The 23,922-nt window shown below is 59.5% G+C and carries 22 protein-coding genes and 1 other RNA gene; 12 read left to right on the top strand and 11 right to left on the bottom strand.

Features of this window, described 5'->3' with window-relative positions; translation table 11 throughout:
* Window positions 1-35: 35 nt before the first annotated feature.
* Window positions 36-1,514: a pyridoxal-dependent decarboxylase gene (locus HCG46_RS13815; RefSeq protein ID WP_168686521.1), complete on the top strand. Its 1,479-nt coding sequence runs from the start codon at window positions 36-38 to the stop codon at window positions 1,512-1,514.
* Between the two features lie 97 nt (window positions 1,515-1,611).
* On the top strand, window positions 1,612-3,021 hold the full coding sequence (locus tag HCG46_RS13810) for an amidase family protein (protein WP_168686520.1): 1,410 nt from the start codon (window positions 1,612-1,614) through the stop codon (window positions 3,019-3,021).
* A gap of 49 nt (window positions 3,022-3,070) precedes the next feature.
* Here HCG46_RS13810 and HCG46_RS13805 read toward each other — a convergent pair whose 3' ends face one another.
* Genes HCG46_RS13805 through HCG46_RS13795 form a run of 3 tightly spaced genes read right to left on the bottom strand, consistent with a single transcriptional unit; the run spans window position 3,071 to window position 5,771 of the window.
* Entirely contained in the window at window positions 3,071-4,072 is a 1,002-nt protein-coding gene (locus HCG46_RS13805; protein WP_168686519.1) for an adenosine kinase, read from the bottom strand.
* A 32-nt stretch (window positions 4,073-4,104) separates the two neighbouring features.
* Entirely contained in the window at window positions 4,105-4,995 is an 891-nt protein-coding gene (locus tag HCG46_RS13800; RefSeq protein ID WP_022999063.1) for a prephenate dehydratase, read from the bottom strand.
* 29 nt (window positions 4,996-5,024) lie between these two features.
* Window positions 5,025-5,771, bottom strand: coding sequence for a 3-deoxy-manno-octulosonate cytidylyltransferase (locus HCG46_RS13795; protein ID WP_022999062.1), 747 nt, complete (start codon window positions 5,769-5,771; stop codon window positions 5,025-5,027).
* A gap of 185 nt (window positions 5,772-5,956) precedes the next feature.
* On the opposite strand from HCG46_RS13795, the gene HCG46_RS13790 reads away from it, so the two are divergent.
* From HCG46_RS13790 to HCG46_RS13760, 7 genes are all read left to right on the top strand, one after another.
* Window positions 5,957-6,508: a cytochrome c family protein gene (locus HCG46_RS13790; RefSeq protein ID WP_022999061.1), complete on the top strand. Its 552-nt coding sequence runs from the start codon at window positions 5,957-5,959 to the stop codon at window positions 6,506-6,508.
* A gap of 157 nt (window positions 6,509-6,665) precedes the next feature.
* The gene (locus HCG46_RS13785; protein ID WP_208992167.1) at window positions 6,666-8,087 is read left to right on the top strand and encodes a diguanylate cyclase; all 1,422 of its coding nucleotides are present in this window, start codon (window positions 6,666-6,668) and stop codon (window positions 8,085-8,087) included.
* A gap of 109 nt (window positions 8,088-8,196) precedes the next feature.
* On the top strand, window positions 8,197-10,077 hold the full coding sequence (locus tag HCG46_RS13780; RefSeq protein ID WP_168686518.1) for an extracellular solute-binding protein: 1,881 nt from the start codon (window positions 8,197-8,199) through the stop codon (window positions 10,075-10,077).
* Window positions 10,074-11,969, top strand: a complete 1,896-nt coding sequence (locus HCG46_RS13775) for an extracellular solute-binding protein (protein WP_205838492.1) — start codon at window positions 10,074-10,076, stop codon at window positions 11,967-11,969. The genes HCG46_RS13780 and HCG46_RS13775 overlap by 4 nt, the downstream gene beginning before the upstream one ends.
* A 63-nt stretch (window positions 11,970-12,032) precedes the next feature.
* Window positions 12,033-13,157, top strand: a complete 1,125-nt coding sequence (locus tag HCG46_RS13770) for a microcin C ABC transporter permease YejB (protein ID WP_022999057.1) — start codon at window positions 12,033-12,035, stop codon at window positions 13,155-13,157.
* Between the two features lie 3 nt (window positions 13,158-13,160).
* The gene (locus HCG46_RS13765; RefSeq protein ID WP_022999056.1) at window positions 13,161-14,429 is read left to right on the top strand and encodes an ABC transporter permease; all 1,269 of its coding nucleotides are present in this window, start codon (window positions 13,161-13,163) and stop codon (window positions 14,427-14,429) included.
* Between the two features lie 10 nt (window positions 14,430-14,439).
* Window positions 14,440-16,071, top strand: coding sequence for an ABC transporter ATP-binding protein (locus HCG46_RS13760; protein WP_055659277.1), 1,632 nt, complete (start codon window positions 14,440-14,442; stop codon window positions 16,069-16,071).
* Between the two features lie 93 nt (window positions 16,072-16,164).
* Here HCG46_RS13760 and HCG46_RS13755 read toward each other — a convergent pair whose 3' ends face one another.
* The 7 genes from HCG46_RS13755 to HCG46_RS13725 form a co-directional block, all read right to left on the bottom strand.
* Window positions 16,165-16,707 (bottom strand): hypothetical protein, encoded by a 543-nt coding sequence (locus tag HCG46_RS13755; RefSeq protein ID WP_168686517.1) that lies wholly within the window; start codon window positions 16,705-16,707, stop codon window positions 16,165-16,167.
* Between the two features lie 186 nt (window positions 16,708-16,893).
* The gene (locus HCG46_RS13750; RefSeq protein WP_168686516.1) at window positions 16,894-17,508 is read right to left on the bottom strand and encodes a hypothetical protein; all 615 of its coding nucleotides are present in this window, start codon (window positions 17,506-17,508) and stop codon (window positions 16,894-16,896) included.
* Window positions 17,509-17,690: 182 nt separating this feature from the next.
* Entirely contained in the window at window positions 17,691-18,956 is a 1,266-nt protein-coding gene (locus HCG46_RS13745; protein WP_152508706.1) for a SulP family inorganic anion transporter, read from the bottom strand.
* A gap of 180 nt (window positions 18,957-19,136) precedes the next feature.
* Window positions 19,137-20,351, bottom strand: a complete 1,215-nt coding sequence (locus HCG46_RS13740) for a lytic murein transglycosylase (protein ID WP_031268687.1) — start codon at window positions 20,349-20,351, stop codon at window positions 19,137-19,139.
* A gap of 66 nt (window positions 20,352-20,417) precedes the next feature.
* Window positions 20,418-20,996, bottom strand: coding sequence for a histidine phosphatase family protein (locus tag HCG46_RS13735; protein ID WP_168686515.1), 579 nt, complete (start codon window positions 20,994-20,996; stop codon window positions 20,418-20,420).
* Window positions 20,996-21,946 (bottom strand): NAD(+) diphosphatase, encoded by a 951-nt coding sequence (nudC, locus tag HCG46_RS13730; RefSeq protein ID WP_168686514.1) that lies wholly within the window; start codon window positions 21,944-21,946, stop codon window positions 20,996-20,998. The genes HCG46_RS13735 and nudC overlap by 1 nt, the downstream gene beginning before the upstream one ends.
* A 162-nt stretch (window positions 21,947-22,108) precedes the next feature.
* Entirely contained in the window at window positions 22,109-22,528 is a 420-nt protein-coding gene (locus HCG46_RS13725; protein WP_022999048.1) for an HIT family protein, read from the bottom strand.
* A gap of 131 nt (window positions 22,529-22,659) precedes the next feature.
* Between HCG46_RS13725 and ffs the strand changes: the two genes are divergently transcribed.
* The 3 genes from ffs to HCG46_RS13710 all read left to right on the top strand — a co-directional run bounded on the left by ffs (window position 22,660) and on the right by HCG46_RS13710 (window position 23,536).
* Window positions 22,660-22,757: signal recognition particle sRNA small type (gene ffs / locus HCG46_RS13720), an RNA gene on the top strand.
* Window positions 22,758-22,890: 133 nt separating this feature from the next.
* Window positions 22,891-23,151, top strand: coding sequence for a hypothetical protein (locus HCG46_RS13715; RefSeq protein WP_022999047.1), 261 nt, complete (start codon window positions 22,891-22,893; stop codon window positions 23,149-23,151).
* Complete coding sequence (locus tag HCG46_RS13710; RefSeq protein WP_055657163.1) at window positions 23,138-23,536, top strand: hypothetical protein; 399 nt, start codon at window positions 23,138-23,140, stop codon at window positions 23,534-23,536. The genes HCG46_RS13715 and HCG46_RS13710 overlap by 14 nt, the downstream gene beginning before the upstream one ends.
* A 13-nt stretch (window positions 23,537-23,549) precedes the next feature.
* Here HCG46_RS13710 and HCG46_RS13705 read toward each other — a convergent pair whose 3' ends face one another.
* Window positions 23,550-23,870: a hypothetical protein gene (locus tag HCG46_RS13705; protein ID WP_055657165.1), complete on the bottom strand. Its 321-nt coding sequence runs from the start codon at window positions 23,868-23,870 to the stop codon at window positions 23,550-23,552.
* Window positions 23,871-23,922 lie beyond the last annotated feature (52 nt).

Below are 23,922 nucleotides of genomic sequence, written 5' to 3'. Positions count from 1 at the left end.
TTCCGTGCGTTCGTTCCAATCGAGGGAGAGCAGTAATGATAAACGAGGCAGGCGCCGTATCCCGCAAGGCCGAGGAAACGCTTGATCCCGATGATTGGGACCGGATGGAAGCCACGGCGCAAAAGGCGCTTGCGTATTCGCTCGCGCATATCCGCAACGTTCGCTCCAGACCACTCTGGCGCCAGCTGCCGCCCGAGGTGCGCGCCAGATTTACCGGAGGCGCGCCCCAAGCACCTACGTCGCTCGACAACGTCCTGGAGGAACTCAAGGAAGACCTGCTTCCCTACTCGATGGGAAACCTGCATCCGCGCTTCTGGATGTGGTTCATGGGATCGGGCAGCTTTACAGGTGCACTCGCGGACTTCCTGGCTGCTATCGACGGTTCCAATCTTGGTGGCGGCGACACGGCGGCTGCCCTCGTCGACAGACAGGTCGTCGGTTGGCTCAAGCAGATGGTCGGGTTTCCCGAAGGGGCAAGTGGTACGATCGTCAGCGGTGGATCCATGGCGAACATGATCGGCCTGACCATTGCCCGCAACCAGATGGCGGGTGTGGATGTTCGAAGCGAAGGGGTGGCGGCAATCCCCTCGCAGTTGCGTTTCTACGCATCCGATCAGGTCCACTCTTGCCACCAGAAGTCGCTTGAAGCCTTGGGGCTTGGCAACAAGGCGCTGGTTCGTGTCGCAACCGGACCTGATGGAAACATTGATCTTTCAGCACTGGAAAAAGCGATAGCCGGCGATCGTGCCGGCGGGAAGAAGCCTGCTTGCGTGATCGCGACTGCAGGCACCGTAAACACGGGCGCCATTGATGACCTGAATGCAATCGGTGCCTTGTGCAAACGCGAGGGGCTCTGGTTTCATGTCGACGGCTGCATCGGTGCCCTGATCGCGATTGCTCCGGAAAGCCGCGGGCTTGTTGCCGGACTGGAGACCGCGGATTCATTGGCGCTCGATCCGCACAAATGGCTGCATGTTCCGTTTACTGCAGGGTGCGCGCTGGTGCGCGATGCCCAGGCTCACCGAAAGGCCTTTACCCTGTCGCCGGAATACCTGGAGGAGAAACCTCGCGGGATCGCCGGTGCGCCGTTTCTGCACGATCTCAACATGGGCACATCCGCGGGATTTGCAGCACTGAAGATCTGGATGGCGTTGAAGGAAAACGGCGTCGAAAAATTCGGACGCCTGATCGATCAGAACATCTCTCAGGCAAAAGAGCTCTCGGCAAGGATCGAAAACGAACCGCGGCTGCAGCTCATGGCCCCGACCGTGATCAATATCGTGAATTTTCGGTACGACCCGGGCGGAATGGACGAAGCTTCGCTGAAAGCTCTGAATACGGAAATCATGCTTCGCCTTCAGGAGGAAGGCATTGCAGCGCTCTCGGATACCACTGTCAGGGGTCGTCACAGCCTTCGCGTCGCCATTTGCAACCATCGCACACGAAGCGATGACCTCGAGTTGCTTGTCAGGGAAATTTTGCGCGTTACAGACGCGATTGAAGCTGCCGCCTAACCGGGTAGGCCAACTTCATTATTTTTGAGAACAGCAAGTGACAAGGGCTGCAAACCAGCGATGATACGAAGGTTCCGATGCTTGGGGTGAAACCGACATGGATTTTTGGCGGCTGACAGTTGTTGAAGCAGTGGAGATGTTTCGTGGCCGCAGAATGTCCTGCCGAGACTATGTCGAGGTGTTGATTGAAAGATCAGAACGGTTCGTTGACCTGAATGCCTTCACCCAGTTTGCCCCGGAAAACATCCGCAGCGCTGCGCGCAAGGCCGATGAGCACCAGGCGAACGGTGGACCTTTGGGGCCGCTGCATGGCATTCCCGTTGCCATCAAGGACTGCATCGACGTTGCCGGCATGGCGACGACTGCTGCAACGCCAAGCCTGAAAGATCACGTGGTCAACAGGACCGCATCGGTGGTCACGAAACTGGAAAACGCCGGGGCATTGGTCTTCGGCAAGACAAACATGTACGAGCTCGCCTTCGGCATCACCAGCAACAACGATCACACTGGCCCCGTTCGAAACCCGCACGATCCTTCTCGCTCAGCGGGGGGAAGCAGCAGTGGTTCTGCCGCTGCCGTGGCCGCGGGTCTGGTTCCGGCTGCTCTTGGCACGGACACGGCAGGTTCGGTGCGAATTCCGGCATCATTTTGCGGGGTTTTCGGCTTTCGCCCCACAAGTGGTCGCTACAAGACTGACGGTGTCATGCCCTTGTTTCCAACGCGCGATGTGCCTGGTTCATTTGCGCGATCTGCAGAAGATCTGCTGCTTCTGGATGCCGTTTTGTGTGAGCAGAGTGAGCGGCCTGCCATCGACCTTCGAAGCCTGCGGCTTGGCCTTCCCGGAAAGTATTTCCTGTCCGGCCTGGAAAGCGGCGTCGCCCAGGCGTTTGAGGAAACCGTTGACCAGCTTGTCTCTTGGGGTGTCACGGTGGTTGAGGCAGAGATGCCGGAGGTTTCAAGCTGGCTTGGCGAAATCTCGGAGCCAATCCGTGCGTGGGAGCTGGAAAGATCGCTGGAAGCGTACTTGTCGGTTTCTGGCGCTGCCGTCGATGTTCGGTCGCTCGTTGCCGGCATAGCCGGGCAATACGTTCGTGAGGAATTCGACGAGGCTTTGCGTGGTGCGGACGCCAAGGACCTGGCAGCACGATACGAGCATGTGATTTCCGTGTCGCTCCCCCGGTGTCGCAAGCAATACTGCGCGCATTTGGAGCAGTACAAACTTGACGCGATCATTTTTCCAACGACACCGATTGCGGCAACGGCACTTGGTGAAGAAGGGCGTGTCGTCGTTGACGGCAAGGAAGTGTCTGTCTGGAAGACCATGCGCAACACGGTGCCGGCGACATTCTTTGGCGCCCCTGGCGTGAGTTTGCCAATGGCACGGAGTGTTCGCGGAGTACCCGCAGGCCTGGAAATCGATGGGCTACCGGGGGCAGATCGAAAGGTGCTGGCAATCGCGGCGGCGATTGAAGCAATGCAATCGAAGGAACACGGCATGCGTCGGTAGCAGTTGCCGGTTCTGAAAAGGGCGGCCCGAAGGCCGCCCCTGAAAAGGTTCAGATCTCGAAGCCGCTCTGGCCGGCGATGTTTTTCAAGGCCCGTTCCGGCCGGGCGCCGACGTGGCTGATGACGCTCGCGGCGCACAGGCAACCAAGCTCGGTGGCTTCCGCGAGCTTGTAGTCGCGGGCAAGGCCGAACAGGAAGCCGGAGGCGAACAGATCGCCGGCGCCTGTCAGGTCAACCACGTTGTCGACAGTCTGCGCAGGAACCTTGACGGTTTCCTCGCGGCTGATTGCCATCGCGCCGTTCTCGCCGAGGGTCAGGGCGGTCAGGGCACCGGAGTCCCGGGCCGCATTTACCGCACTGTCCAGATCCGATGTTTCGTAAAGGGCTTTCAGCTCATGCTCGTTGGCAAACATCAGGTCGACGACACCATCGGTCAGAAGGGCCTGAAATTCGCTGCGGTAGCGGTCGACACAGAACGAGTCGGACAGAGTGATCGCCACCTGACGCCCGTTAGTATGCGCGATTTCCGCAGCTTTCAGGAACGCCTTCTTGGCGTCTGCCGGGTCCCACAGATAGCCTTCCATGTAGGTGACGGCTGCGGCGGCAACGACTTCCTCGTCAACATCGGCGATGCCGAATTCGGTGCATGCACCCAGATAGGTGTTCATCGTGCGTTCGCCGTCCGGCGTGATCAGGATCATCGACCGGGCGGTCGGCTTGCCTACCTTGAGGCGGGGCGTGTTGAAATAGACGCCGGTGCCGTTCATGTCATGATAATAGCTGTCGCCCAGTTCGTCCTCGGCAACCTTGCCGAAATAGGCAGGGCGTCCGCCGAGCGAGGCAATGCCAGCCGCCGTGTTGCCGGCGCTGCCGCCGGAAATGCGGACGGTCTGTCCCATCTTGTCGAACAGGCGTACTGCCTCGTCGGTGTCGATCAGGCGCATGGAGCCTTTGACGAGGTTTTCCTGAAGCAGGAAATCCTCTTCGACATGGGCGAAGACGTCGCAAATGGCATTGCCGATGCACAGGGCATCAAATCTTGTTTCAGTCATAGAGTTCCTCTGGTGGTGTCGGGTAGCCGCCGTTACGAGTAGGGATTGGGCCGGAGAGCACGGTTGGATTCCGGCTCCCTGATCTTGTCCCTGAACGGGCTTGCCCGGTAGACGCCGAGCATGTTCAGCTCGGCACAGAAGAAGGCCAGCTCCTCGAGCGCCAGGGCCACCTTCGGATCTTCCGGATGGCCTTCGACGTCCGCATAGAACATCGACGCGAAAAACTGCCCTTCAAGCTGATAGGATTCCAGCTTGGTCATGTTGACCCCGTTGGTGGCAAATCCTCCCAGGGCCTTGTAGAGCGCTGCCGGGACGTTGCGAACCCGGAAGATGAAGGTCGTGATGACCGGCTGGCCGTTGTGCGCGGCCTCCATCTTGTCGCGCGAGAGAATGACGAAGCGGGTCGTGTTGTGCGCCTCATCCTCCACATCCCGGCGCAGAATGTCCAGACCGTAGATTTCGGCGGCCATTTCCGGCGCAAGAGCGCCGACGCTGGGATCACCCAGCTCGGCGATCTGCCGGGCGGAGCCCGCGGTATCGCCGCCGACGACGGCCGTCAGGCCGAGTTCACGGATCACGTTCCGGCACTGGCCAAGGGCATGCACATGGCTTTGCACCTTTTTCAGGTCTTCGATCTTTGCGCCCTTGACCGCCATGAGCTGAAACCGGATCGGCATGAAATATTCGCCGATGATGTGCAGGTCCGATTTGGGCAGCAGATGATGAATGTCCGCGACGCGGCCGGCAACGGAGTTCTCGATCGGGATCATGGCAAGGTCTGCCGACCCGTCGGCCATGGCCGAAAAGCAGTCCTCGAAGGTGGCGCAGGGGATGGCTTCGTAATCGGGATAAACGCTCCGGCAGGCCATGTGCGAATTGGCACCGGTTTCTCCCTGGAACACGATTCTTTTTCTGTCGGTCATATGTCTTTCCGCCTTTCGGCAGTCTTTCGTCAGTTTGTCTGATAGGCCGCCCGGGCTCGTTCCAGATCTTCGGGCGTGTTCACGTCCATCGGCGCGCTGTCGATGACGGAGGCATCAATCCGCATACCCGCTTCCAGGGCCCGCAACTGCTCCAGCTTTTCACGCTGTTCCAGCGGCGAAGGCGGCAGCTGGACGAATTTCGCCAGGGCTGCCCTGCGGTAGGCATAGATGCCGATGTGGTGGTAGTACGGGCCGTCACCGTGCGGGGCGACGGCTCTGGTAAAGTAAAGCGCGCGATGATGGCCGTGGCCGTTGGGCGTGGTGACTGCCTTGACGAAATTCGGATCGTCCCGGAAGGCGGTATTGGTGAACTCGGTCATGATGGTGCCCAGGTCGACATCGGCAATGGCGAGCGGTGCAAAGGCCGCCCGGATGGCTTCCGGTGCGATCAGCGGCACATCGCCCTGCACGTTCAGGATGACATCGTGCTTTCCGTCCGGATCGATCAGTCCCGCTGCCTCGTGAATGCGATCAGATCCGGAAGCGTGGTCGGCACGCGTCATGACTGCCTTGCCGCCATGGTCCTGCACCGCTTCGAAAATGTCCTTGTCGTCACATGCAACGGCCACCGGGCCGATATCCGCGTTGCGGGCCTGTTCCAGAACACGCACGATCATGGGTTTTCCGCAGATGTCGGCAAGCGGTTTGCGCGGCAGTCGGGTGGCAGCGAGGCGGGCCGGGATAATCACAAGAGCAGCGGTCAATCGGGTCTCCATGGAGCCGGACGGGCGGAAGAAATGCAAAAAAACACGTGCCGCGTCCGTTTGTCGTATCAGATGCCCTTTTAAAGCTATGGACAGCAAGGTCAAAAAATTTGTAGGTTCCGGCAAAATTCGAAAAGCTGATAGGGGTCGCAGCGACGCTGCGGGCCCGGACGCGTATGAGCTTGGAGCCGGAGAGAATGGATTCCTTCACGCTGAACAAGGCCGCTGGTGCGGTACTGATGGTTCTGATTCTGACTATGGGTGTCGGCATTGTCTCCGACATCATCTTCCATCCGACGATCCCGGGTAAACCGGGTTATGAAATCGTCGTGGCGTCTGCAGAGGATAGCACCTCGGAAGTCGGCGCGGTTCCGGAAGTGGTGCCGATCTCCGAGCGTCTGGTCGAAGCATCTGCTGAAGACGGCGCGAAGGTGGCCAAGAAATGCGCCGCCTGCCACGACTTCACGCAGGGCGGTGCCAACAAGGTTGGCCCGGGTCTTTGGGATGTCGTCGGCCGCAAGCCTGGTTCCCACGAAGGTTTCGGCTATTCTTCCGCAATGACCGCATTCGGTGAAGAAAATCCGGAGTGGACCTACGAAGAGCTGGATCACTTCTTGGAGTCCCCGAAGAACTTCATCTCCGGCACCACGATGGGTTTTGCCGGTCTGCGTAAACCGGAAGACCGGGCAGACCTGATTGCCTACCTGCGTGAACAGGCCGATTCGCCTGCACCGCTGCCGACCGAGTAAAATCTCGTCGACATCGCAGACGTGACTTGAATTGTAGAGAAGCCGGGTTAACTACCCGGCTTTTTTATTTGATTTATAAGAAAAATTAACAAATCTTACGTTACGTAGTTCTGTTAAAAGTGGGCTAAGGTCGGGCAAGGACCCTATGGGCATCAACTTGACGAGGAATGTATTTTCTAAGTCGAATGGAACGTGGATCGCTTCCATCGTTGCTGCCGTCTGTTTTCTCGCTGGTATCGCCGTCACTGCGCACGTCGGTCAACTGGTCCGCAACGAACTTGTTTCCCAGCACAAACGTCAGGCCGTCGCCTCGCTCTCCGAAGCGCGGGCGCGCCTTGAAGGCGAAATCAACCGGACAGTGGCCCACGGTCTCGGGATCCGGGCCTATGTGTCCCAGTTCGTCGAACAGCCATTCGATATGGAAGACTACCGGGAAATCGCGGTCGAACTGATCGAGGAAAATCCGTCCATCCGCTCTATCGGCCTGGCGCCCAACAACATTCTTCGCGCAGTGTTTCCGCTGGAGCCAAACCAGGCGGCGCTCGGTCTGAACTACCGCATGAACACGGCGCAGTGGCCCGCAATCCAGCAGGCGATGGTGACGCGTGAAGTCGTTATTGCAGGCCCACTGGAACTTGTGCAGGGGGGCAGGGCCCTCCTGATCCGAATTCCCATCTTTCCAGCCAGCTTCCTAGGGCAACCGCTCAAGGAGCGCAGTTACTGGGGTGTCGCCACCCTGGTGCTGGACGAAGAGGGCATGATGAAGACTGCCGGCATCACGGATGTCATCAACGGCATCCGCATCGGCCTTGTGAACCGGAGCGCGGTTGCCTCCAACAACATGATTTTCGGCAGCCAGTCTCTCCTTGAAAAGGACCATGTGTCCCTGCCTCTGCATCTTCCCGGCGGTCTGAACTGGGAGCTTGTCGGCCTTCCGGAGGCCGGCTGGTCGAGCACGGGCAACCAGGTCTGGATCACGCAACTCGTCGGCAGTCTGATCTCGCTCGTCTTTGGCGCCATGGCGTTTCTGTTGATCAGCGAGGTCTACAAGGTTCGCTCCATGGCGCTGCATGACCCGCTGACAGGACTGGCGAACCGGCGCCTGCTGGAAGACCGCATGCACCAGCTTGCCGCCATGTGCGAGCGCAGTGGCGCGGGCTTCGAGATTTTTTACGTCGATCTGGATGCCTTCAAGCCGGTCAACGACAACTATGGTCACGCAGTTGGCGATCAGCTTCTGATCGAGGTCGGGCAGCGGCTGCAGAACCAGATCCGGCAGACGGATACCGTCGCCAGGGTCGGTGGCGACGAGTTCATCGTGTTGACGCCAGGCAACATGCGGCGCCAGGAGAAGGACACCTTTCTCAATCGACTTGGTGAGCGTGTGACCGAGGCTTTCGAGTATTCGGGTGCCCGTATCGACGTGAAGGCCAGTATTGGTTCTGCAAGCTATCCCGGCGATGCCGCTACGGTGGAAGATTTACTTAGGGTTGCTGACGGTAGAATGTACGCGCAAAAGGCAAAGTCCAAGAGAAATTCACAGGATATTCCCGGAAACGGCCTCCCCCAGACAGGTTAAATTTCTGTCATCTCGACAGCCAGCAGGTGACGCAGGGCCAACAGGTCCCTACACTGATTCTCTAAACCCGTGATTTGGGTTCAGGAACCGGAAGGGGACGGAGAAGCCGATGGTGTTCAAATGGCATGTAGGGAAGCGGGCCGCAGCTGGGCTTGCACTGGCAAGTGTGGTGGTGATGTCGGGGATCGGATCCGTACCGGCTTTCGCGGCTGAACCGGAATGGCATCATGCGGCCGCCCTCAACGGAACACCCAAATACGGCGCTGACGCCAAGCATTTCGATTACGTCAATCCCGATGCCCCCAAAGGCGGCACGGTTCGGCTAGCCGCCAGCGGCGGTTTCGATACGTTCAACATTCTGGCGCAGAAGGGCAATATCGCCCCTGGCATCCTGAATATCTACGAAAGCCTGATGGAGCCCTCTCTGGACGAAGAGGACATCAGTGCCCAATACGGTGTCCTGGCCGAAGCGGTCCGCTTTCCCGGCGACTATTCCTGGGTCGAATATAGGCTCAACCCGGATGCAAGGTGGCATGACGGCGAGCCGGTAACCGCCGACGATGTCATCTGGTCGTTTGAAAAGTCCATCGAGCTGGACCCGCAGCGCAAGTACTACTTCCAGAATGTCCAGAAGTCCGAGATTGTCGGCGATGGCACCGTGCGTTTCACCTTTGATGTCAGCGGAAACCGCGAGCTTCCCAAGATCATGGGCCAGCTGACTGTCCTGCCCAGACACTGGTGGGAAGGCACGAATAGCAAGGGAGAACAGCGTGACATCTCCCGCACCACCCTGGAGCCGCCACTCGGTTCCGGTGCCTACAAGATGAAAGAGTTCTCGCCCAACCGTCAGGTGATCTACGAGCGTGTGCCGGACTATTGGGGAAAGGACCTGCCGATCCGCGTCGGCACCGATAATTTCGAGGAGATCCGTTACATCTCCTTCCTCGATGATTCCGTGCAGTTCGAAGCCTTCAAGGGTGACCAGTACGACTTCCATACCGAGCGCAGCTCGAGCCAGTGGGCCAAGCGCTACGACTTCCCAGCCATCAAGGATGGCCGGGTGGTGAAGGAAATCTTCCCGGACAAGTCCAGGGGCGTCATGCAGGGGTTCTTCCTGAACCAGCGCCGTGAAAAATTCCAGAACCCTGATGTCCGTCAGGCATTGAACTATGCCTACGATTTCGAAACCACCAACGAGATCGTTTCCGCCAATCTTCTCAAGAGGGTCAATTCCTATTTCGCCGGCACGGAGCTGGCATCCAGCGGTCTGCCGCAGGGCAAGGAGTTGGAGATCCTGGAGGAAGTGCGGGACATGGTGCCGCCCGAAGTCTTCACGGAAGAATTCAAGAACCCGGTTGGCGGCAATCCGCAGAACGTGCGCGCGAACCTGCGTGAAGCCGTCAAGTTGCTGCGCAAGGCCGGCTATGAGCTGAAAGACCGCAAGATGGTCGATCCGAAAACCGGCGAACAGCTCAGCATCGAATTCCTCTACCGTGACAAGGCCAGCGAACGCACTCTTCTGCCGTATTCGCAGAACCTGGAAGCCATTGGCATCAAGCCGATCCTGCGTCTGGTCGATACCTCGCAGTTCGTCAATCGTGTCCGCAGCCGTGATTTCGACACCGTGGTCCTGGCGATCGGCCAGTCCCTGTCGCCCGGAAACGAGCAGCGGGAGTACTGGGGGTCTGAATCTGCTGATAACGAAAGTTCGGCCAACTATGCCGGCATCAAGAACCCCGCGATCGACAAGCTGATCGACAAGGTCATCTTTGCCGAAGACCGGGAAACGCTGGTGGCTGCCACCCGCGCGCTCGACCGCGTGTTGCTGTGGAACCATTATGTGGTGCCGCAGTTCTATTCCGACGAAACTCGCACGGCACGCTGGAACCGCTTCGGCCATCCGCAACAGATGCCGGAATACAGCACCGGGTTCCCGACTATCTGGTGGTACGACGAGGCCCTGGCCGCCAAGACGGGAGCCGCGCGATGAGTGGGGCTCTGACGACTTCCCGGCGCCGTTTCCTGCAAATGAGCAGCGCCGCGGCGTTTGCGTCGGCAGCGCCCTGGCCAGTGTCCACGGCCTTCGCGTCACAAACCGCCTATCCGGATGGCCCCGTTCACGGCCTGTCCGTGTTCGGCGATCTGAAATACGGCCCGGATTTCACCCAGTTCGACTATGTCAACCGGCTGGCTCCGAAAGGCGGGACCTTCTCGTTTCAGGCGCCCTACTGGTACTTCAACCAGAATGTCCTGACCTACAACACTTTCAATGCCTTCATCCTGAAAGGCGATGCCCCGCCCCGCATGGAGCTGTGTTTCGACACCTTGATGGTGCGCGCTTACGATGAGCCGGACGCGGTCTACGGCCTGCTGGCGGAAACGGTCAAGGTGTCGGAGGACGGCAACGTCTTCACGTTCAATCTCAGGCCTGAAGCCAGATTTCACGACGGCTCCAAACTGACTGCAGAGGACGTCGCCTTTTCGCTTCTGCTTCTGAAGGCCGACGGTCACCCCATGCTCAGCCAGCCGCTGTCGTCATTGAAGGACGCGGTCATTCTGGACGATCACAAGGTCGCGCTGCAGTTCGACGGCTCGCAGTCGCGCAACCTGCCGCTCGTCGTTGCGGCCGATTATCCGATCTTTTCCAAGCGGTATTACACCGCCTACGATTTCAAGCAATCGACCCTGACACCGCCCCTGTCCTCCGGTCCCTACAAGGTCGGAAAACATGCCGTCGGTCACTATGTCGAATACCACCAGGTCGAAAACTACTGGGCAAAGGATCTGCCGGTCAGGGTAGGGCACTGCAATTTCGCGGTTATACGGGTGGAGTTCTACCGCGAACGCCAAACGGCATTCGAAGCCTTCAAGAAGGGCAAGACGTTCTACCGCGAGGAATTCACGTCCAAGAACTGGGCGACGGAGTACAATTTTCCGGCTGTGGAAGAAGGCAAGGTCATCCGCCGCGAGTTTCCCGATGGCCGGCCGTCAGGGGCGCAGGGCTGGTTCATCAACACCCGGCTCGACAAGTTCAAGGACCCGCGTGTGCGCGAGGCTCTTGGATACGCCTTCGATTTCGAATGGTCGAACCAGAACCTGTTCTACGGGCTTTATACGAGAACTCAGTCCTTCTTCGAAAACTCCGACATGAAGGCGGAGGGGATGCCCTCGGCTGCGGAACTTGCATTGCTGGAGCCCTTCCGGGACCAGTTGCCGGAGGCTGTCTTCGGCGAAGCGGTGATGCAGCCCGTCAGCGATGGATCCGGCAATGACCGCAAGCTGCTGAAACGGGCGAGCGAACTTCTGGCCGAAGCCGGGTTTACCCGGAAGGGGACCGACCTGATCGGCCCGGACGGAAATCAGCTGACGATCGAGTTCCTGAACAACACCGCCGCTTACGAACGGATCGTCAATCCGATGATCAAGAACCTGGAACGGCTCGGCATCAAGGCGAGCCTGCGGATCGTCGATCCGGCGCAATATGAGGCCAGGCTCAACGACTACGACTTTGATATCGCCAGCCGCAGGCTCAGCCTTTCGCCGACACTGTCGGATACCATTCGCGAGATGTGGGGCTCCAAGGCGGCGACAATTCCGGGCACCTACAACACATCCGGCATATCCAGCCCGGTTGTCGATGCACTGATCGACAAGGCCATCGCGGCGACAACGCGCGATGAGATGACCAACGCGGCGCGGGCCCTCGACCGCGTGTTGCGGGCCGGTCATTACTGGATCCCGCAATGGTTCAAGAACGTCCACACTGTTGCCATGTGGGATGTCTACGGCTTTCCCGAAGAAACTCCGCGCTACTTCTTCCCGGTTGAAGAACTGTGGTGGATAGACAAGGAAAAGGCGGAAAAACTCGGCAAAGCCGGGTAATATTTCCAGCGAAACCTCGGGCCCGCTCCAGAAGGCCAAGACAAAAGGGACTGCACACACTCCATGGGCGCCTACATCCTCCGCCGCTTGCTGCTGATGATACCGACGCTGGTCGGGATCATGGCAATCAACTTCGTTATCATCCAGTTTGCGCCAGGTGGTCCGGTCGAGCGGGTCATTGCCCAGTTGCAGGGAACGGACGTTTCGGCGACATCACGCATCAGCGGTGGTGGCAGCGACATGCTGGGGGGCGGCAACGACGCCTCCGGTGGCAGTGGTGGCGCAACTGCAGACTCGGCCAGTTCGAAATATCGCGGTGCCCAGGGGCTTGACCCGGAATTCATCAAGGAACTGGAAGCGCAGTTCGGTTTCGACAAGCCGCCGCTGGAACGCTTCCTGAAGATGCTGGGCGACTATGCCCGCTTCGATTTCGGTGAAAGCTATTTCCGCGACATCAAGATCATCGATCTGATTGCCGAAAAACTGCCGGTTTCAATCTCGCTCGGCCTCTGGATGACGTTGATATCCTATGCGGTGTCGATACCGCTCGGGATCCGCAAGGCCGTTTCGGACGGTTCGCGGTTCGACGTCTGGACCTCCGGTGTCATCGTCGTGGCTTACGCCATACCGGGCTTTCTCTTTGCGGTTCTCTTGATCGTGCTTTTCGCCGGCGGGTCCTTCTGGGATATCTTTCCCTTGCGGGGGCTGGTGTCTGACAATTGGGAACAGCTCTCGTGGCCTGCCCGGATCGCCGACTATTTCTGGCACCTTGCCCTGCCCTTGACGGCCATGGCTCTGTCGGCCTTTGCCACCACCACCTTGCTGACCAAGAACTCGTTCCTGGATGAAATTCGCAAGCAATACGTGATCACCGCAAGGGCAAAGGGACTGACGGAAAGCCAGGTGCTTTACGGACATGTGTTCCGCAACGCCATGTTGATCGTGGTGGCCGGTTTCCCGGGGGCCTTCATCTCGTCCTTCTTTGCCGGCTCGCTCCTCATCGAGACGATCTTCTCGCTCGATGGCCTGGGATTGCTCAGTTTTGAATCGGTGATCAATCGCGACTACGCGGTTGTTTTCGCAACCCTCTACATCTTCTCGCTCATGGGACTTCTGGTGAACCTCATTTCCGACCTGACCTACACCTGGATCGATCCCCGGATCGACTTCGAAAGCAGGGAGGTCTGATCGATGGCGACCGATTCAGACAGTGATGCAGGAAGTGCAAACTACGAGACCGGCAGTGGCGGACATGAGGCTGGCGGATATGAAGCCGAAAGCCGCGAGCGATCCAGGGCGGCCTACTTCGAGGCAGCTGTAACGGATGATCGCGAAGCGTTTGTCGTCCCGGCAAAGGGTTCCAAGGCACGCCTCTCGCCGATAAATCAGCGGCGGCTGGTGAACTTCAAGGCCAACAGGCGCGGATACTGGTCGCTCTGGATCTTCCTGGTGCTGTTCGTCATGGCGATGCTGGCAGAATTCCTGACCAATGATCGGCCGATCCTTGTTTCCTACAACGGCGAATTGCTGGCGCCGGTCTTCGTCGATTACCCGGAAGAAAAGTTCGGCGGCTTCCTGGCGGTGACCGACTACCGCGATCCGTTCATCCAGGAAGAGATCAGCGCCAACGGCTGGATGCTGTGGCCGCCGGTGCGTTATTCCTACCGATCGGTCAACAATGACATTCCGGTCCCGGCACCTGCACCTCCCTCCTGGACGATGGACAAGGAAAAGCGTTGTTCGCGCTATCCGCTTGGCGCGGAAGACCCCAATTGCGTCATGGGTAACTGGAACTGGCTCGGTACGGACGATCAGGGCCGGGATGTGCTTGCGCGTCTCGTCTACGGCTTCCGGATTTCCGTGCTGTTCGGCCTGGCGCTGACGCTGGCATCCTCCGTCATCGGCATCGCGGCAGGGGCCGTGCAGGGCTATTATGGCGGCTGGACCGATCTCCTGTTCCAGCGTTTCATCGAGATCTGGACAGCGGTGCCGACGCTTTACCTCATCCTGATCGTGTCGTCGTTTCTGGTGCCCGGCTTCTGGACCCTTTTCACCATCCTGCTGGCGTTTTCCTGGGTGGCGCTCGTGGGTGTCGTGCGCGCGGAATTCCTGCGCGGCCGGAACCTGGAATACATATCCGCAGCCCGGGCACTCGGCGTTTCCAATCCGGTGATCATGTGGCGGCACCTGCTTCCCAACGCCATGGTGGCGACGCTTACCTTCATGCCGTTCATTCTCAACGGTTCGATTTCCACCCTGACGGCGCTGGATTTCCTCGGCTTCGGCCTGCCGCCAGGGTCGGCATCACTTGGCGAACTGCTGGCGCAGGGCAAGAACAACCTTCAGGCGCCCTGGCTCGGGATCACCGGCTTCATGGTCATTTCACTGATGTTGAGCCTGTTGATCTTTATCGGCGAGGCGGTGCGTGATGCGTTCGACCCGCGTAAAAGTCTGGGGTGAGGAACACAAGATGACAAAAGAAACGCTCCTCTCCGTCGAAGACCTGTCCGTCGCCTTTTCCCAAGGCGGCAGCAAGAACCTTGCCGTCGACCGGATCACCTTCGACATCAAGAAAGGCGAGACCGTCGCACTGGTGGGGGAAAGCGGCTCGGGTAAGTCCGTAACCGCTCAGTCGGTCCTGCGGCTTCTGCCTTATCCCGCAGCCTCGCACCCCTCCGGCAGGATCCTGATGAATGGTCAGGATCTTCTGGCGGTTGAGGAAGCCGAACTGCGCAAGGTGCGCGGCAACGGCATCTCGATGATTTTCCAGGAACCGATGACCTCGCTCAATCCGCTGCACTCGGTGGAAAAGCAGGTTTCGGAAATTCTGAAGATCCACCGGGGCATGAGCGATACAAAGGCACGTGAGCGCGTGCTGGAACTGCTCAACCAGGTGGGCATCCGCGATCCTGAAAAACGTCTCAACTCCTATCCCCACCAGCTTTCCGGCGGCCAGCGCCAGCGCGTGATGATTGCCATGTCGTTGGCCAACGAACCGGATCTGCTGATTGCCGACGAACCGACCACGGCGCTCGACGTCACAGTTCAGGCGCAGATCCTGGAGTTGCTGAAGGACCTTCAGCGTCGCCACGGCATGGCGATGCTGTTCATTACCCACGACCTTGGGATCGTGCGCAAGTTCGCCGACCGGGTCTGCGTGATGACCAAGGGCAAGATCGTCGAGCAGGGACCGGTTGCCGATATCTTCGACCGGCCGCAGCACGCCTACACCAAGCACCTTCTCACCGCGGAGCCCAAGGGCGAACCACCGGCGACGGACAAGAGCAAGCCGATTGTCGTTCAGGCAGACGATCTGAAGGTGTGGTTCCCGGTAAAGCGGGGCTTCCTGCGCAAGACCGTCGACCACATCAAGGCGGTGGACGGGATCGATGTGGAAGTGCGGCAGGGCCAGACGCTCGGGATCGTCGGCGAAAGCGGATCGGGCAAGACGACACTCGGTCTTGCGATCCTGCGCATGATTTCCTCCACCGGGCGGATTGCCTTCAACGGTGCCGAAATCCAGAAGAATTCCTGGAAGGAAATGCGCCCGCTGCGCCGGGACATGCAGATCGTGTTTCAGGATCCCTTTGGTGCGCTGAGCCCGCGCATGTCGGTGGCTGAAATCGTCGGTGAAGGCCTGCAGGTGCATTTCCCCGGTATTTCGGCCGATGAGCGCGACCGCAAGGTCGCCAAGGCCCTGGAGGAAGTCGGGCTCGATGCGTCCACCCGGCATCGCTATCCGCATGAATTCTCAGGAGGCCAGCGTCAGCGCATCTCCATCGCACGGGCCATGGTTCTTGAGCCGAAGTTCGTCATGCTGGACGAGCCGACTTCAGCCCTCGACATGAGTGTCCAGGCCCAGGTGGTCGATCTGTTGCGAGATCTGCAGAAGGCGCACGGTCTTGCCTATCTGTTCATTTCCCACGACCTGAAGGTTGTCCGCGCCCTGGCCAACGAGGTTATCGTCATGCGTCAGGGCAAGGTGGTGGAACAGGGCGCTTCCGAACAGATCTTCGATGCGCCCCGGACCGATTACACCAAGGCCCTGATGGCTGCCGCCTTCCGCCTGGAAGCAGCACCGGAAGGTGTGGTGAGCGCGTAATCCTGTTGGACCGGGCAGGGCACATGCGCTGCCTCGTCCAAAGGTGTGCCGTCTGCCGGTCTCGACGGACGGACAGTGCGCTCGCTTGAGCCGTTATTCTTCAGTAGCGGCGCGGGCGTCCGTACAACGCGGCAGGCCACCATCGACGTCGTTCTTGCCGTCAGCCATCTGTTCCTCAAGATCGACATCGCGCAGCAGTGGTATGTAGCCGCCCAGCTCATCCGCTTTCAGATAGGTGCTGACCAGGATACGCGCGGGCCGGTGCTCGAAAGCAAGGCAGCCGTCGACGCCGACTTCCATATTGCCTTCGATCTTGTCCCGTTCCGCCTTGTCCATTGTCAGAAGGTACGTCTGAAAGGCCTTGAAGGCGGGGATTCTGTCGTCCGGTAGCCGGTAGATCGCAATCCGCCGGCCTTCCTGCAGTTCGGCGCTCAGCTCCGCCCGCTCGGCTTTGGACGATACGCGGACGAAAGCAAGTTTCTCCTCCATAACCAGTTTGCCGGTCTTCTTGTCCTTCACCGTCAGCATCATGCGTGCTCCGCCTTCCGGGATACGGATGCTGGCCGGATATCTGACGGCAACCCGCAAGCCTGCCGGGTTGGTTTTCAGAAGGTCGAAGTTTGCCAGTTTGACCATGGTGGCAACTGGAACATGACTGCATGCAGCCAAAAGAAACAGGGGCAGGCAAAGCATAACCGCATGCAGCGAGCGGCTTGAAAAGGGGGGCGACATGGGAAGTGCGTTTCGATCCGAAGACAGGAGAGTGTGATTGTCCGTGGCAGGGGTGGGCAAGGTCTGGGGAGGCCTTGCCCGCTTCCCCGGTCATGAACAGGGCGGGATCGAGCTCTCAAGGTCGTTGCGGCTTGAAGCCTGCGTGTTTCGCAGGTCGAAATTCTCCGCCAGAGCCACGAAGGTCTCCAGTTCCGATGTCTTGAGATAAGTCGAAATCAGCATTTCGCCGGTGTCGGCCGCATCGAGCTTGCAGCCGGTGACGTCGATCGACAGGGATCCGCCAATCGTTTGCTGACGAGACTGGGGCATGGCCAGATACTTGGCCTGCAGTGCTCGCAATTCAGCCACCTGTTTTGCCGGGATCCGATACACAGTCACCACGTTTTCCGGTGCCTCCGTACGCACTTCAGCTGCCTGTTCGCCGGTTGTGGTCCTTTGCAGCTCGATCCGCTTTTCCTGGACAACGCGCCCGGTTTCCTTGTCGGACAGGACAACATGAACCGTTGCGGCTCCATCCGGAACCTTCATTCTGTCGGGATAACGGACCGCTAGCCGGAAGAGGTCAGGGTCGGTCGTGGCGGGATTGAACCGGTCGAGTGGGTCCGCATAGGACGATGCTGTGCCAAAGGCCGTCAGAAAAAGAGCAATAAGAAGGGTTCTCGCGCGCACCCGAGGGTTCGCGCCGCAAGACGACAAAACAGACATGTGGAGTGGCTCCAATTTAAGTTGCAGCGATTAATTATCGTAAAACAATAAAAAATAAAAGCAGAAAATATATGCCGCGCACACGGCATCAGGCCTTTGGCTGGTCGCAACCAAAGGGGAAATTGGGAATTCCAGCTGAAAACCTTGCGTTTTGAATGTCCTGCAGGCGGGGACCGGCCGTGTCAGCGTTCCGGCATCGACCAGTCGTCCGGCTGCTTCTTGCGTTCGCGCAGCCTGAGGGCAAGACCGATTGAAACGCCCACGCCGATGGCAACGGTCAGATCGATCAGGACCGTCAGGATCAGCGTGGTCAACAGCAACATGCGGTCGGCCATCGGGGCGCTCAGATAGGATTTCCACTTGTGCGGTTCGCTCATGCTCCAGGCTGTGAGAACCAGCAAGGCTGCCATGGCGGGCAAGGCAAGGTATCCGGCCAGGGGGGCCGCAACCAGCATGATCAGCAAGATGGCAAGCGCATGCACCAGCCCCGAAACAGGCGTCTTGCCACCGGCACGGACGTTTGTGGCCGTGCGGGCAATGGCACCGGTGGCCGGAAGGCCGCCGAAAAGGGCAGACGCGATATTCGCGGTTCCCTGTGCCAGCATCTCGGCGTTTGGGCGGTGGCTTCCTTCGATCATCCTGTCGGCCACCATCGCGGACAGAAGCGATTCCACTCCGGCAAGGAACGCGATCACGATGGCGGAGGGAAACAGCTCCACGACCCGCTCGACAGTGACGCTCGGCAGTGCCGGAACTGGCAGCGTGTTGGGCAGGGCACCGAAGCGCGAGGCTATGGTCTCTACCGGCAGGGTGGCCAGAACGACAGCCAGCGAGGCTAACGACACGGCAACGATCAGCCCCGGAAAGGCCGGAGCCATCCGGCGCAGGACGACGATCATTACCAGCGTGACCAGGGCAAGTCCGCTGGCGGCCAGCGAAGCGGTGTCACGTGCTTCCCAGAGAACGGGAAGCTTTTCCAGAAAGTCCGCTGGTACCTCGGTGATCTGAAGGCCGAAGAAATCCTTGATCTGGCTGGAGGCGATGATGATCGCGATGCCGATGGTGAACCCGTTGACCACGGCTTCCGGCACATAGCGGATCAGTCTGCCGATCCGGAAATACCCGCCGATCAATAGCAGTATGCCCGCCATGAAGGTTGCCAGCACCAGCCCGTCGTACCCGTGATCGGCAATGACGCCGTAAACCACCACGATGAAAGCGCCGGTCGGCCCGCCAATCTGCACCCGGCTGCCGCCAAGAAGCGAGATGAAGAACCCGCCGACAATCGCCGTCACCAGCCCTTTCGCAGGATCGGCCCCCGAAGCAATGGCGATCGCCAGGCTGAGCGGCAGGGCAACCATTGCAACGGTGATCCCGGCGACGAGGTCGGCACGGAAGAGCGGCAGGGAATAATCCTGCAATGTGGTAACGATCTTGGGGAGCCGCATGAAGGCACCGGAGAAGCAGTAAGGAAGGATGTGGACACAGTCTTCCGCACTGCACGCCCAAAATCAACTGTTTGTTGAAACGGGCATCCCGCGGCGCTTGGTCACGGGATACTTCTACCTGGAAACAGCAGTTTTGCGGGCACCTTGAAACACAACCCAGGAGAGCGGCCAGGGTGTGTTCTAGCCGACCCAGCAAGTCGCGAAGAAGCCGTTCTTCTCCTGGTCCTTGCCGATGGATCGACGGGTCTTGAAGCCGATCAGGCCATCGGCGCCGCCAACGTCATGCCCCAGTCCCTCAAGCCTCTGCTGAAGGTTCCGTACCGCGCCTCTGGTTGTTTCCTTCATCGGTTTCCAGTCGCCGACAAAACCGCTGTTGTTGCCATAGCGGTCTGCCAGGTGACCGACGAAGAGCGCATAGGTGTCACTCTCGTTGTAGTCCTTGATGACGTAGAAGTTTTCCGTAGCAATGAAGGCTGGGCCGTAGCGGCCGGCAGGCAGCAGGATGTTCCCCGGCCGGTTGACCTCGTTGGCCGGAAAAGGCTTGCCGCTGACGCGCTTGACGCCTTCACGCACGAAGTCGGAAATCTTCTGGCGGTTGTCCGGACCTTCCCGCGTACATGAGACGTTGTCGGGAAGATGGACTTCATATCCCCAGTCGCGGTCAGCTACCCAGCCATGTGCCGAGAGATAATGGGCAATGGAGGCCATCGTGTCGATGTCGGAGGTCCAGATGTTGCGCTTGCCGTCACCGTCGAAATCGACCGCATACTTCCAGAAGGAAGACGGCAGGAACTGTGGTTGACCCATGGCTCCACCCCAGGAACTTTTCATGCCCTGCCTGGATACGTCGCCATTTTGCAGGATCTTCAATCCGGCGATCAATTCGCCTTTGAAGAAGTCCGGCCTCTGGCCCATGAAGGCCTGCGTCGCCAGAACGCGGATCGCGTCATAGGGGATCTTGGCCCCGCCATAGCCCGATTCCCTTGCCCAGATGGCCAGGATGATCCGGCTGGGTACGCCGTATTTCGCTTCGATCCGCGACAGCACGGCCGCGTGTTTCTGCATCAGCGATCGCCCGCGCGGCACAAGGGCGTTGAATTGGCTGTCCCGGAAGTAGCGGCTTGGGGAACCGAACTCGGCCTGAAAGTTGATCTTGGGCGGCGTGCCCTTGCCGCCCGGCCCGACCAGCCCCGGCAGGGAGGTGTCGGGTGTCAGACCTTTCAGTTCCCGGTCGAGAGTTGCCTGGGAGATGCCTTGCTGGCGCGCCGCCGGAGCAACTTCTGAAGACAGGAACTGCCGGAATTGGGCATCATACTGGCCCGCGTTGGCGGGCAGGAATGTAACGGCGAGGCAGCTCAGGGTCGCAAGAACAAGCTTCGGCAAACGGCAGATCACATCGGGCTCCCGGATCACGACAGGTCGGGGCAGCCTAACATGTTCCGGGTCTTCCTCCGACCGTGCTTAAAGGACTGTCCAAGCCAAATTGCGCCCGGCCTGGCTCATCAGCCAGGATTTCTCGAAGCGGTACCAGCTGCCGCCGCGTCTCTGGTTGTGATGGCGGGAAATCGGTGCGGCCATCAGATGGCACATCAGCAAGGTGCCGACGGCGCCATGGCCGACGAACAGGACCGGGGCTTCCTCGGGAATGTGGCGCAGGGCACTTTTGACACCATTGACGATCCGGTCCTGGGCGTCGATCGCACGTTCCCAGCCGCGAACGGAATGATGCGGATCGGCAAAGAAAAGATCTGCGGTCCGCTCGAACTCTTCTGGTGGCAGAAAGCCGGTCGCACTCCGGTCATTCTCGTGCAGGAACGGAAGCGACCGCTGAAAGACGCGGAGGCGGCCGGAGAAGACCTGCGCGGTATCAAGCGCCTTCTTTTCGGCACTGGAGATTACCTGTCGGATGTCCTTGGCAAACGGCAGGACGGTGGCTTTCGCCGCACGCTCCCGGCCCGTATCCGACAGGCCCCACTCGGGAACAGGAACGTCCGGATCGATAAGGACTTCCGGATGGGTCAGGTAAGCGCACCAGGTCATCAGAGCGTTCCGTCGAGCCAGCCCATGATCAGTTCAAAGGCGATGGAAATCGAAGGCGGTATCTTGTGACCCTCGGGATGCGTATCGGCCAGCATTTGCCGCACTTCGTCCCGGCCGCACCACTTGCAGGCTTCAAGCTCGTCGTCCTCGATGGCGATGTCGAAGGAGGTCGCCTTGCCGATACAGCCGAGCATGAGGTTCGCCGGAAACGGCCAGGGCTGGTTGGCAATCAGACGGACGTCGCCAACAATGATCCCGCTTTCCTCCAGCGTTTCGCGCCGCACGGCCTGCTCGATTGTTTCTCCCGGTTCCATGAAGCCGGCAAGAGTGGTGTAAATGCCCTCCGGAAGTCGGGCCGGGCGGCCCAGCAGGGCCTTGTCTCCGCTCTCGTCGGTAATCAGCATGATCACACAGGGGTCTGTGCGCGGAAAATGCTGGCCGCCGCAGGATGGGCAATCCCGACGGTATCCGGCTTCGGACAGATGGCTTTTCTCGCCGCAGCGCGAGCAGAACTGATGCGTGCGATGCCAGTGGATCAGGGCGCGGGCCTGGGCAAGTGCGCCCATGTCCTGCGGTGCAAATGCGTTCTGCAGGGCAAGGGTGCGCAAGTCGATAAGCTGAAGGTCCGTGCGATCCGCAAGGTCTTCATCTGTCGCGGGCAAGGCCGTTGCGAACAGGGCCTCGCCGTTTTCCGGGCGCAGTCCCAGGAAAATCATCTCCTCCCGCACGGCCCCGAGCGAAAGGGCGACCTCCAGACGATGCCCGACGGCAAGGTTTTCGCCCGCGGCAAAGACCAATGTCCGGTCCGTCGACAGCACGATGCGCGTATCGGGCTTTTCCAGAAGACTTGCCAGATAGGCGGTATCGCCACGCCGTGTCGATTGCCGGTCAAGCGTGTTGCCGAGGAAACTCATTTCCATGGCCAGGGAACCGGCGGGGTTGGCGTTCATGTCAAAGTCCTTGGAAGAGAAAGGGGCGGGAGGTCAATAGGTGCTGGTTCTTCACGTAGTGCATTTTCCAGTTCTGAGAAACCGCTTCCTGCCGGTGCCGCCGATCACATCTGAATGCAGATTGAAACAGCTACGAGGCAGGATGTTGGACCGGTCCGGCAATCAGTCGTCGTCACCGGCAAGGGTATCCCGCAACTTCTCGATCAGGGTTTCCACCCTGTCGTGGGAATACTCCTGCGCCGGAACCGCTCCCCAGACCGGCCCGGGCCAGGCCGGATCGTCCCGGTAACGGGCGATCACGTGGACATGCAGTTGGGACACCTGATTGCCGAGAGCGCCGACATTCAGCTTCTCGCAGTCGGTCACTTCGCGCAGCACCCGGCTGGCCAGGGCGATTTCTCGCATCAACTGCATCTGGTCGGCCTCCTCCAGATCGATGATCTCGACGAGGTCCGACTGGCGCGGAATGAGCAGCAGCCAGGGATAGTTGGCATCTTTCAGCAGACGGACGGTGCACAGCGTCAGATCGCTGACGAAGTAGCTGTCGCCTTCGAGACGGGCATTGAGGGCAAAGGATGACATGAAACACTCCGGGCAGAATTTCCCGAAGGCTACACGCTTCCTGGCGGGTTTGGGAGTGTGATTTCCCGGCGAACAAAAAACCGTGTTGCCCTCTTGCCAAACCCCATCCTTCTTCTGATATAAGGCCCTCGGGAGGTTGGTGGTGGACGAGCCACTCGCCAACCGGGTCAGGTCCGGAAGGAAGCAGCCCTAACGAGCCTCGGCACGGGTCGCCGTGCCAGCCTCCCACCCTATCCAAAGCATCAGCTTTACCAAAAAGCACCGCCGGTTCTCCGCGGTGCTTTTTTGTTTTCGGGCTCGGGCTCTCCGCATCTCAAATCGACAAGTTGACTTATCTGGTACATTGGTACCATGATAACAGCATGGAAAAATCAGTTGAGCGCGTTCAAACCGGTGTGCGCCTGGAAAAACGGTTGCTGAAGGTCCTGAAAGGGCTCGCCGAACATCTGGACATCAGTCTTGGCGACCTGATCGAGGGCATGGCGCTGCATGCTTTTGAGAACAAGCCGCCGTTTTCGAAGGAGACGCTGGACAAGATCCGGCAACTCAAGAGCGTTTACGACCTCGATCTGAGCGCGGCCGACAGCCACAAACTGAAGGACGAAACAAATGCCGGAGCTTAGGGATTACGCGCAGCTTTCCGATCGCTTCGAAGCTGGCCAGCTGGATGCAAAAGGCTTCAGCCATGTGGACCATATCGGCGTTGCCTGCCAGATGCTGCAGAAGTACGAGTTTCTGGAAGCGGCTTGCCGATATGGCAACGCCTTGCGTGGCCTCGCCTCCAGAGCAGGCGTGCCGGAGAAATACAACACCACCATCACCCTGGCCTTCCTGGGCATCCTGTCGGAGCGGATGGCCGAGACGCCGCATGAAACCTTCGGCGAATTTCTTGCCAAGAACCCGGATCTCAGCTCAAGGGCGTTGATGGCAACGTGGTATTCGGACGCGCGGCTTGGGTCGCCAGGCGCAAGGCAACGGTTTTTGTTGCCGGACAGATATCAGGGCTGAGGAAATCGGATAACTACCGCGGTTTCCTGCTCAGGCGCTTGGCGTTTGCGCGAACACGCTTCGCATAGGGCCGTGTGCCCTTTGCCGCGATTGATTGCCCACCCAGCCAGTACCGCTGAAACGACGTCATTCCATCACGTAGCAGCGCCCTGTTCATGGCAAACGCGCTTTCCGTCGCAGCTGCAGCCTTTTCGCTGATCATCCGATGAAGCTCCGGATTGGTCCAGGCCGTGCCCGCCGCAAGGTTTGCGGTCCAGTCCTGGCAGCGCAGGGCGATGACGACAGGCGCCTGGAACCAGAGGCTGAACAGGTCGTGCGAGAGTTTTCCAGACATATCGTCTCCCTGATGAAAACCGGCTGAAAATAACGGCCGGCAGTTACTCAAT

Source organism: Labrenzia sp. PO1 (genome assembly GCF_012273635.1).
Classification (GTDB): Bacteria; Pseudomonadota; Alphaproteobacteria; order Rhizobiales; family Stappiaceae; genus Roseibium; species Roseibium algicola.
The sequence above is the reverse complement of the archived record's forward strand: the minus strand, read 5'-3'. Positions and strand labels throughout refer to the sequence as shown.

What these genes read in the sequence shown, in the direction of transcription:
- HCG46_RS13765 (WP_022999056.1), top strand. Translation starts at nt 13,161, where the DNA reads ATGGCGACCGATTCAGACAGTGATGCAGGAAGTGCAAACTACGAGACC.
- HCG46_RS13795 (WP_022999062.1), bottom strand. Translation starts at nt 5,771, where the DNA reads ATGGAGACCCGATTGACCGCTGCTCTTGTGATTATCCCGGCCCGCCTC.
- nudC (WP_168686514.1), bottom strand. Translation starts at nt 21,946, where the DNA reads ATGAACGCCAACCCCGCCGGTTCCCTGGCCATGGAAATGAGTTTCCTC.
- HCG46_RS13710 (WP_055657163.1), top strand. Translation starts at nt 23,138, where the DNA reads ATGCCGGAGCTTAGGGATTACGCGCAGCTTTCCGATCGCTTCGAAGCT.
- HCG46_RS13760 (WP_055659277.1), top strand. Translation starts at nt 14,440, where the DNA reads ATGACAAAAGAAACGCTCCTCTCCGTCGAAGACCTGTCCGTCGCCTTT.
- HCG46_RS13790 (WP_022999061.1), top strand. Translation starts at nt 5,957, where the DNA reads ATGGATTCCTTCACGCTGAACAAGGCCGCTGGTGCGGTACTGATGGTT.
- HCG46_RS13805 (WP_168686519.1), bottom strand. Translation starts at nt 4,072, where the DNA reads ATGACTGAAACAAGATTTGATGCCCTGTGCATCGGCAATGCCATTTGC.
- HCG46_RS13715 (WP_022999047.1), top strand. Translation starts at nt 22,891, where the DNA reads ATGGAAAAATCAGTTGAGCGCGTTCAAACCGGTGTGCGCCTGGAAAAA.
- HCG46_RS13725 (WP_022999048.1), bottom strand. Translation starts at nt 22,528, where the DNA reads ATGTCATCCTTTGCCCTCAATGCCCGTCTCGAAGGCGACAGCTACTTC.
- HCG46_RS13800 (WP_022999063.1), bottom strand. Translation starts at nt 4,995, where the DNA reads ATGACCGACAGAAAAAGAATCGTGTTCCAGGGAGAAACCGGTGCCAAT.
- HCG46_RS13705 (WP_055657165.1), bottom strand. Translation starts at nt 23,870, where the DNA reads ATGTCTGGAAAACTCTCGCACGACCTGTTCAGCCTCTGGTTCCAGGCG.
- HCG46_RS13810 (WP_168686520.1), top strand. Translation starts at nt 1,612, where the DNA reads ATGGATTTTTGGCGGCTGACAGTTGTTGAAGCAGTGGAGATGTTTCGT.
- HCG46_RS13815 (WP_168686521.1), top strand. Translation starts at nt 36, where the DNA reads ATGATAAACGAGGCAGGCGCCGTATCCCGCAAGGCCGAGGAAACGCTT.
- HCG46_RS13745 (WP_152508706.1), bottom strand. Translation starts at nt 18,956, where the DNA reads ATGCGGCTCCCCAAGATCGTTACCACATTGCAGGATTATTCCCTGCCG.
- HCG46_RS13735 (WP_168686515.1), bottom strand. Translation starts at nt 20,996, where the DNA reads ATGACCTGGTGCGCTTACCTGACCCATCCGGAAGTCCTTATCGATCCG.
- HCG46_RS13770 (WP_022999057.1), top strand. Translation starts at nt 12,033, where the DNA reads ATGGGCGCCTACATCCTCCGCCGCTTGCTGCTGATGATACCGACGCTG.
- HCG46_RS13775 (WP_205838492.1), top strand. Translation starts at nt 10,074, where the DNA reads ATGAGTGGGGCTCTGACGACTTCCCGGCGCCGTTTCCTGCAAATGAGC.
- HCG46_RS13750 (WP_168686516.1), bottom strand. Translation starts at nt 17,508, where the DNA reads ATGTCTGTTTTGTCGTCTTGCGGCGCGAACCCTCGGGTGCGCGCGAGA.
- HCG46_RS13780 (WP_168686518.1), top strand. Translation starts at nt 8,197, where the DNA reads ATGGTGTTCAAATGGCATGTAGGGAAGCGGGCCGCAGCTGGGCTTGCA.
- HCG46_RS13755 (WP_168686517.1), bottom strand. Translation starts at nt 16,707, where the DNA reads ATGGTCAAACTGGCAAACTTCGACCTTCTGAAAACCAACCCGGCAGGC.